This is a genomic window from Tropicimonas sp. IMCC6043 (genome assembly GCF_004146235.1).
In the GTDB taxonomy this organism is placed as follows: domain Bacteria; phylum Pseudomonadota; class Alphaproteobacteria; order Rhodobacterales; family Rhodobacteraceae; genus Tropicimonas.
Genome location: NZ_SELO01000090.1, coordinates 1 through 7,445, shown reverse-complemented (window position 1 = coordinate 7,445; position 7,445 = coordinate 1). Strand labels below are relative to the sequence as shown.

Annotated in this window: 5 protein-coding genes and 3 pseudogenes; 4 read left to right on the top strand and 4 right to left on the bottom strand. The window is 62.1% G+C overall.

Annotated features, from left to right (window positions below):
* Both EU800_RS25520 and EU800_RS25515 read right to left on the bottom strand, forming a co-directional pair.
* Nucleotides 1-127, bottom strand: a pseudogene (locus tag EU800_RS25520) (IS6 family transposase); the annotation flags it as partial.
* Nucleotides 128-245: 118 nt separating this feature from the next.
* Entirely contained in the window at nt 246-1,304 is a 1,059-nt protein-coding gene (locus EU800_RS25515; protein WP_129636280.1) for an aldo/keto reductase, read from the bottom strand.
* 95 nt (nt 1,305-1,399) lie between these two features.
* Between EU800_RS25515 and EU800_RS25510 the strand changes: the two genes are divergently transcribed.
* The 3 genes from EU800_RS25510 to EU800_RS25500 are packed head-to-tail and all read left to right on the top strand — an operon-like array spanning nt 1,400 to nt 4,988.
* Nucleotides 1,400-2,479: an ABC transporter substrate-binding protein gene (locus EU800_RS25510; protein WP_129636279.1), complete on the top strand. Its 1,080-nt coding sequence runs from the start codon at nt 1,400-1,402 to the stop codon at nt 2,477-2,479.
* 26 nt (nt 2,480-2,505) lie between these two features.
* Nucleotides 2,506-3,990, top strand: a complete 1,485-nt coding sequence (locus tag EU800_RS25505) for a sugar ABC transporter ATP-binding protein (RefSeq protein ID WP_129636278.1) — start codon at nt 2,506-2,508, stop codon at nt 3,988-3,990.
* Between the two features lie 11 nt (nt 3,991-4,001).
* Nucleotides 4,002-4,988: an ABC transporter permease gene (locus tag EU800_RS25500; protein WP_165354851.1), complete on the top strand. Its 987-nt coding sequence runs from the start codon at nt 4,002-4,004 to the stop codon at nt 4,986-4,988.
* A 285-nt stretch (nt 4,989-5,273) separates the two neighbouring features.
* On the opposite strand, the pseudogene EU800_RS29225 reads toward EU800_RS25500, so the two are convergent.
* Nucleotides 5,274-5,462 (bottom strand): annotated as a pseudogene (locus EU800_RS29225) (IS110 family transposase); the annotation flags it as partial.
* A 159-nt stretch (nt 5,463-5,621) separates the two neighbouring features.
* Here EU800_RS29225 and EU800_RS25495 point away from each other — a divergent pair.
* Complete coding sequence (locus tag EU800_RS25495; RefSeq protein WP_129636276.1) at nt 5,622-7,163, top strand: phospholipase D family protein; 1,542 nt, start codon at nt 5,622-5,624, stop codon at nt 7,161-7,163.
* Between the two features lie 155 nt (nt 7,164-7,318).
* Here EU800_RS25495 and EU800_RS25490 read toward each other — a convergent pair.
* A pseudogene (locus EU800_RS25490) lies at nt 7,319-7,445 on the bottom strand (IS481 family transposase); the annotation flags it as partial.

Genomic DNA, 7,445 nt, shown 5'->3' with positions numbered 1-7,445 from the left:
TCCCGCGCTCGTGCAGCAGGTCCTCGACGTTCCGCAGTGAGAGTGGGAAACGGACGTACAACATCACCGCCAGGCGGATGATCTCGCGGCTCGTCTTGAAGTATTTGAACGGGTCAGGTTTCGGCATCAGGGGAAGTTAATCGGCGCCCTACCCCGCCGCAACTTAAGTTCCCCTGACATGACCCGCCCCGGGCATTCGCGGTAGACGGGACGATGTCACGACTGAAACTCGCCCTGCGTGCGACTCAGGACGGAAGATAGGGCGCGATCAGCGCAAGGTCGGCAGGCGACAGGCGATCGGCCGCCGTGTTTGCCTGGTGCCAGTAGGGATAGCTCAGCGGCAGACGGCTCACGCGCTCCAAACGGCTCGATGCCTCGGGCGAGAGTGTCACGTCGACTGCCTTCAGGTTGGCCTGAAGCTGCGCTTCGGTGCGTGCTCCGACGACCAGGCTGGCAACTCCGGGCCTGCCCAACAGCCACGCGAGCGCAACCTGCGCCGGAGTTGCGTCTCCGTGTTCCTCGGACACCTCTATCAGCGTCTCGACGATGTCGTAGAGCGCATCCGTGTCGTAAACCGGCGGCTCGTCCCATTCTTCGGCGCGCCGCGTGCCGTCGGGCTCCGGCTGATTGCGACGGTACTTGCCGGTCAGCAATCCGCCCGCGAGCGGCGACCAGATGACGGCGGCGACGTCCTGGTCGACGGCGATCGGCATAAGCTCACGTTCGGCGTCACGGGCCTGGAGGGTGTAGTGGATCTGTTGCGCAATCGGCCGGTTCAGCCCGTGAAGGTCTGCGGCGCCGAGGTATTTCATGACGTGCCAGCCGGCGAAGTTCGAAACGCCGAAATACCGGATCTTTCCGGCGCGAGTCAGTTCGTCGAGCGCGCAAAGGGTCTCTTCGACCGGAGTCAGGCCGTCCCATTCATGACACCAATAGAGATCGATGTAGTCCGTCTTCATGCGCCGTAGGCTCGCTTCGCAGGCCTCGACGATATGGTGTCGGGACAGGCCCTGGTCGTTGGGCCCGGGTCCCATGGGGAACCTTGCCTTGGTGGCCAGAAGCACATCCTTGCGCCGCCCGGCGAGCACCTCGCCGACGATCTCCTCCGAAACGCCCTCGGAGTAGACGTCGGCCGTGTCGATCATGTTGACGCCAGCGTCGAGGGCCATGTCGACCATGCGTTTGGCGCCCGTCGCATCGACCTTACCGGTCTTAGCAAAAAAACCCTGCCCACCGAACGTCATCGTGCCGAGTTGCAGCGCCGACACCTTCAGGCCGGATCTTCCCAAACGGTTGTATTTCATGACGGTCTCCTTTCAAAACGCAGGGTGAATCCGGTCGACATTGTCGTTGGCCGCTGTCAAGGTATGCACGATAATCAAAACCAGGGAGGAATGAAATGACGTCTTTCAAAGCAACACGTCGCACCGTCGTTGCCGGTTTGGGGGCCGCCGCTATCTGCCTTTCGACGACCGGTTTTACGACCGCGCAAGAGAGCAAGACCATCGGCGTCGTGGTGCCGACACTCGCAGCGCAGTTCTGGAACAACTACGTCGACTTCATGCGCACCGGAGCGGAAGAACTCGGCGTCGAACTGATCGTTCTGAACGCGGACAACAAGTCCGACCAGATGATCCGCAGCCTCGAGGATCTCGTGGCACGCGGCGTCGACGGTATCATCTACACGCCCTACTGGGCGACGGCGGCGCCGGGCCTGACCATGGCCAAAGAGGCCGACATCCCAGTGATCCTCACCGATACCTATTTCGAACTGCCGCCGCAGAACGAGATGTTCCCCAACTACATCGCCTTTATTGGCCCGAGCGACGCCGATGCTGGCTACCAGATGGCGACGACGCTGTTCGACACGATGGAGCCGAACGCGGACGGCGAGAAGGTGATCGGCGTCGTGAATGGTACTGCAGGCACATCGGTAGCGATAGATCGCCGCAAAGGGCTGGCGCGGGCGCTCGAGGAGCATCCAGAAGTGCGGGTTGCCGGCGAGGTGGACGGCAACTTCGTCCGCGACCAGTCGCAGACGGTGTTCGAATCGCTCTACCAGGGCAATCCAGACATCAAGGGCGTGTGGGCAGCCAATGGCGGCACCGCGACGGGCGTCATCGCGGCGCTGCGCAACGCCGGCCAAGTGCCGGGCAAGGACGTCCTCGTAGTGGGCATGGATCTCAATCCGGAGAACGTCGAGGCGGTGAAGAGCGGCGACCTGCTGTTCGACATCGGCGGCCACTGGCTTCAAGGCGGCTTCGCGCTCGTCCTGATGTACGACTACCTCAACGGCAAACCGATCCCGGCCGACCTCGCCGAGGTGAAGCTCGACCTCTTGCCGCTCACGCAGAACCTCGTTGAACAGTTCGAGACGGACTTCCCTGGCGGCGTGCCGGAGTACGACTTCAAGCTTCGTTCGCGGGTCTACAATCCGGATGCGGAGACGGCCGTTTTCGAGATGACGTACTCGAACTGACGCGGCCAGACGAGGGGAGGCTTCCGATGCGGCTCGAAGCACGCAACATTTCCAAGGCCTTCGGCAGCACGCAAGCCCTGCGAAATGTGCCGCTCACGCTCGAACCCGGGTGCGTCCATGCGCTCGTGGGCGAAAACGGAGCGGGCAAGTCGACCCTCCTGAAAATCTGTGCCGGCGTCGAGCACGTCGATGCCGGCACGATCTTGCTTGACAATGACCCTTTTCGGCCGGCGTCCTCGACCGCGGCGCGCGAGCGCGGCGTTGCGCTCGTTTTCCAGGAACTGACGGTGAGCCCGACACTTACCGTGGCCGAAAACATCTTCATCGACCGGTTGTCCCAGTTTCGCGGGCCGCTGGGCCTCGTTTCGGCGCGGCGGCTGAACGGGGCGGCGGGAGCATTGCTCGATCGTCTCGAAATCGACATCGACCCCGGCGCGATGGCGCACACGCTCGACTTCGGTCAGATGAAATGCGTCGAGATCTGCCGGGCGCTTTCGGTCGACCCATCCATCGTTCTGATGGACGAATCCACCGCATATCTAAATTACACGGAGGTTCGTGCGGTTCTCGACGCGGTCGGGCGCCTTCGCAGCGAAGGCATCGCGGTGGCCTTCGTCTCGCATCACCTCGAAGAGGTGTTCGAGATCGCCGATACCCTGACTGTCCTCAAGGACGGCAATTTTGTCGGCACCTACGCCCGCGGCGACGTGACCCCCTCACAACTGCATGCGCTGATGGTCGGCCGCGAATTGAAGGACGACCTCTATCCGGCGCGCCGGCCAGTTCCCGAAGGCGCGACGCCGGTCTTGACTGTGGAGAAAGCCCGTAGCCGTGTCGATGCGCCTGCCTATGATTTGGAGCTTCACGCGGGCGAGATCCTCGGGATCGCCGGATTGAAGGGAGCCGGAGGGGAGCGGCTCATGGAAGCCCTCGCCGGCGATCGGCGGCTTCCCGCGGGGCACGTTACGCTCGACGGCAGGGAGATCCAGCCGAAGCTTCCCAGCGACGCCTGGGAGAGCGGGATCGCCTACCTGCCCGGGGACCGGGGCGGTCAGGGCCTCATCACTGCCTTTTCCGTCGTCGACAACATCGCCCTTCCGGTCCGACCGCACCGCGGCCCCTTCTACGACGCGACACTGGCGGAGGAACTCGCTCGCAATGCCATCTCCTCTCTGAACATCAAGACCGAGTCCCCCTTCGTGCCCGTGGACAGCCTGAGCGGCGGCAACATGCAGAAAGTTCTTCTAGGAAAATGCCTTGCTGCGGCGCCGCGGATCCTGCTCGTCAACTCGCCCACGCGCGGGGTCGACCTCGGCGCGCGGCAGGAAATCTATCGCGCACTCGACCGGCTGACGGCGGATGGGCTTGGCATCATTCTTCTCAGCGAGGACCTGCCTGAGCTGATCGGACTTGCACATCGTATCGCCGTGTTCCGCAATGGCGTACTCGAGACAACGATCGTCAACGATCCACCGGTCGCCGAAGCGGAGCTGGTGGCCCGAATGATATGAGGTGAATGGGAATGGCAGATCAGGGTTCGGTGCGGGCGGCCTCGGCGGCGCCGGAAAGGCAGGTCTTCAGCGCGGAGCGGTTGCGGACCTTCTTTCCCCTCTTCCTGCTGGCCGTGCTGTGCGTCATCTTCGCGTCGCTTTCGGAACGGTTTTTCACCGTCGGCAACATGATGATCATCCTTCAGCAGTCCTCGGTGCTGCTCGTCGCCGCACTCGGCGTGACCTTCGTCATTATCGCCGGGTCCATCGACCTCTCGGTTGGCTCCGTGGTTGCCCTAGCTGCGCTTGCCGGCGCGCTGACGGTCGACCCGCTCGGGCCCTGGGCGCTGCTGCCCGCGCTCGGCGCGGGTGTCGTCGCCGGCTCCATCAGCGGTGCCGTCTTCTCCTGGGGCAAGGTGCCGTCGTTCATCGTGACGCTCGGCGCGATGGTGGTCTATCGCGGCCTCGTGCTACTCTTCACCAAGGGCGCGCCCGTTTCCGTCTTCGAGATCGGATTCCTGAACCTGTTCGGCGGTCGCTCGTTCGGCGTTCCGCACGCGGCGATCATTTCGCTCACCGCAGCCTTCATCTGTCACATCGTCCTGACCCGGAGCGTCTTCGGCAAGGAAGTCAAGGCGATCGGTGGCGGCGAGCGGGTGGCGCACCTTACCGGCATCCGGGTGAAGCGCGTGAAATTCCTGATTTTCGCCCTCTCAGGCCTGTTGTGCGGCCTGGCCGGCCTTCTTCAGGCGGCGCGCACCATGGCAGCTACAGCCCAACTCGGCGAAGGCCTGGAACTCGACGTGATCGCAGCGGTCGTGGTCGGTGGCACGCCACTCACCGGCGGAATCGGCGGGATCGGCGGGACGTTGCTCGGCGTGCTTATCATCACCATCCTTTCGAACGGCATGAACATGGTCGGTGTCGACCCCTACATTCAATACCTCACTAAGGGGCTCGTTCTGGTGCTCGCCGTTTTCATCACGATCGACCGCAAGAAGATCGGCGTTATCAAGTAGCCCCCAAATGGTGGTGTCATTTGTGGACGACCCCGGTTTTGCAAGGGATTTCTTGTGTGACTTTGGTCGAAGCAAGCTGCAGTCATTTGTCCGGCCTTTATGCGCGGCACCATTGACCGCCGGCCTTGATGAAGTCCGCATGCCGGGTCCCGATCAGACCAGCGAGCTTCGAAGCCCTGACACCACCTCGGGGTGTCCCAGCAGCGGATCCATTTGATCATCATCACTCACATTCGCCCTTGCATCTCTTCGCGGCGATGTTTGCGCCGCGTGTCGTTCCTTCGTTCAGATGACCGGTTCGGCCCTGTAGGTTTCGCCCTTCGCAAGCAGGGCCCATGCGGTTCGGGCGGTCTTGTTGGCGATTGCCACCGTGACGAGCCTCGTTGGCTTGCGTTCCAGCAGGGATCGGACCCAGGCCCCGGTTCGTGTCTGGGTGGTTTCAGCCCGCCGCGTCACCGACGTGGCCGCGAGCAGCCGCTATTTGCCGCAACTGTTCAGCTATCGAGAAGGCTTCTTCGAAAGCGGACGCTCGCGGAATCCCCCCTCGCCAACGATGCATGCTAACGCGCCGGCTGCTGGAATGTTCGAGCGTCATATGCGAGCTTCCGAAACGGACATTGGAGAAGGTGTGTCATGCGGTTCTTCCGGATACTTGCTGTCGTTCTTGTCATCGTTGCCGCCGGCATCCTGGGACTGAAGCTAGCCTTTCCCTTGCCCGAGCAGGGCTTCCAGGAGACCGCGCAAGACCTGTCGCCGGCGTGGAACGGACCTCTCGGCATGGCGGTCCAGCCGGCAATCGATCGGCATCCGGGACTTTCGGGCGTTCGTCCGCTGGCCGACGGTCTTGACGCCTTCGCCGCGCGCATCGCGCTGATGCGGGCGGCCATGTCCTCTATCGATGCTCAATATTACATCTGGCAAGACGACACGACGGGCCTGATGTTGCTTGACGAGCTCCGAAATGCGGCAGAGCGCGGCGTGCATGTTCGCCTTCTCGTCGACGACAACGGCATTCCTGGCCTCGACGCGCTCCTTGCGGAACTGGATGCTATGCCGAGCGCCGAGGTGCGGATATTCAATCCGTTTACCCTCAGAAACCCCAAGCTGCTGTCCTACCTGTTCGACTTCCGCCGTTTGAATCGGCGGATGCATAACAAGTCGATGACCTTCGACGGCGTTGCCTCGATCGTGGGAGGGCGGAATATCGGCGACATCTATTTCGAATACGGCGAGGGAACGCATTACTTCGATGTGGATGCGATCGCGGTCGGACCCATTGTCGACGATGTCACCGCCTCCTTTGCTGCATTTTGGGAAAGCGGCTCGTCATATGCGGCCGATCGTGTTCTTGCTCCGGCCGGCGAGCCGGCAATTGCCGCCGCGGCGTCGGAAGCTCGAGAATCCGCCATCGGGGCCGGCTATCGGAAGGCAATCGAGGACCATGGCCTCTCGCAGAGGATCGCGGCGCGAGAACTGACGTTCGAATGGGGGGAGGCCACGCTTTTCGTGGACGACCCGTCGAAAGGGCTGGGGCAGGCAACGGAAGACCAAATCGTCGTCGAGAAGCTTTTCGCATTGGCTGCGGAGGTGGAGACCTCGCTCGACCTCGTGTCGGCCTATTTCATTCCAGGACCAAGGGGAGCTGCGCTGCTGGAGGACATGGCCCGGAATGGCGTGCGGGTGCGCGTTCTGACCAACTCCCTCGAAGCGACCGATGTCATGCCAGTCCACTCAGCCTACATGAGATACCGGAAAGGCCTCGTCGAAAGTGGCGTGGAGCTTCTCGAACTCAAGGCGATGCGGGAGAAGCACGTTGACCGCAGCCTTCCTGAAATCCTGTCCGGCTCGGCATCCGGGCTTCACGCAAAGGTTTTTGGCTTCGATGGCACCAAGGCCTTCATCGGATCCTATAACCTCGATCCCCGCTCGGCGCGGCTCAACACCGAAATGGGTATTCTGATCGAGAGCCCGACGATCGCCGCTTCCCTTGCCAGAACTCTCGACCGACCGAGCTATGCATACCGGGTCCAAGAGAACGGCAATGGTCACCTGGAATGGACCGAAGAGACCAGCGACGCCCCCCCACAGACTTACGACGCCGACCCGAACACGACCGTCCTTCAGCGCGGCATGGCCCGTCTTGTCGGGTGGCTGCCTGTCGAATGGATGTTGTAATCTGGGGGAAGCCGCTGGCCAAAGCAAACTGCGGTAGGGGAAATCGGCATAGGTCCATCAGGAAGGTTGCTCGCACTTATTGAAACGCCGATCCGAAATGGTCTGCGGGCAGCAAAGCTCTTGTTGAAAATCGCCAGGTTGGAAATTGGAAGCCGCTAGGTGTTCAGTCCCGGCATTTGGTGGATCGGATCGACATTGAATCTGTCTGGCTCTGAAGTCCAGATCTTGCAGATGTATTCGTATGGCGTGAGACCGCTGAGGGTCTTGAGCCTTCGGGCGAAG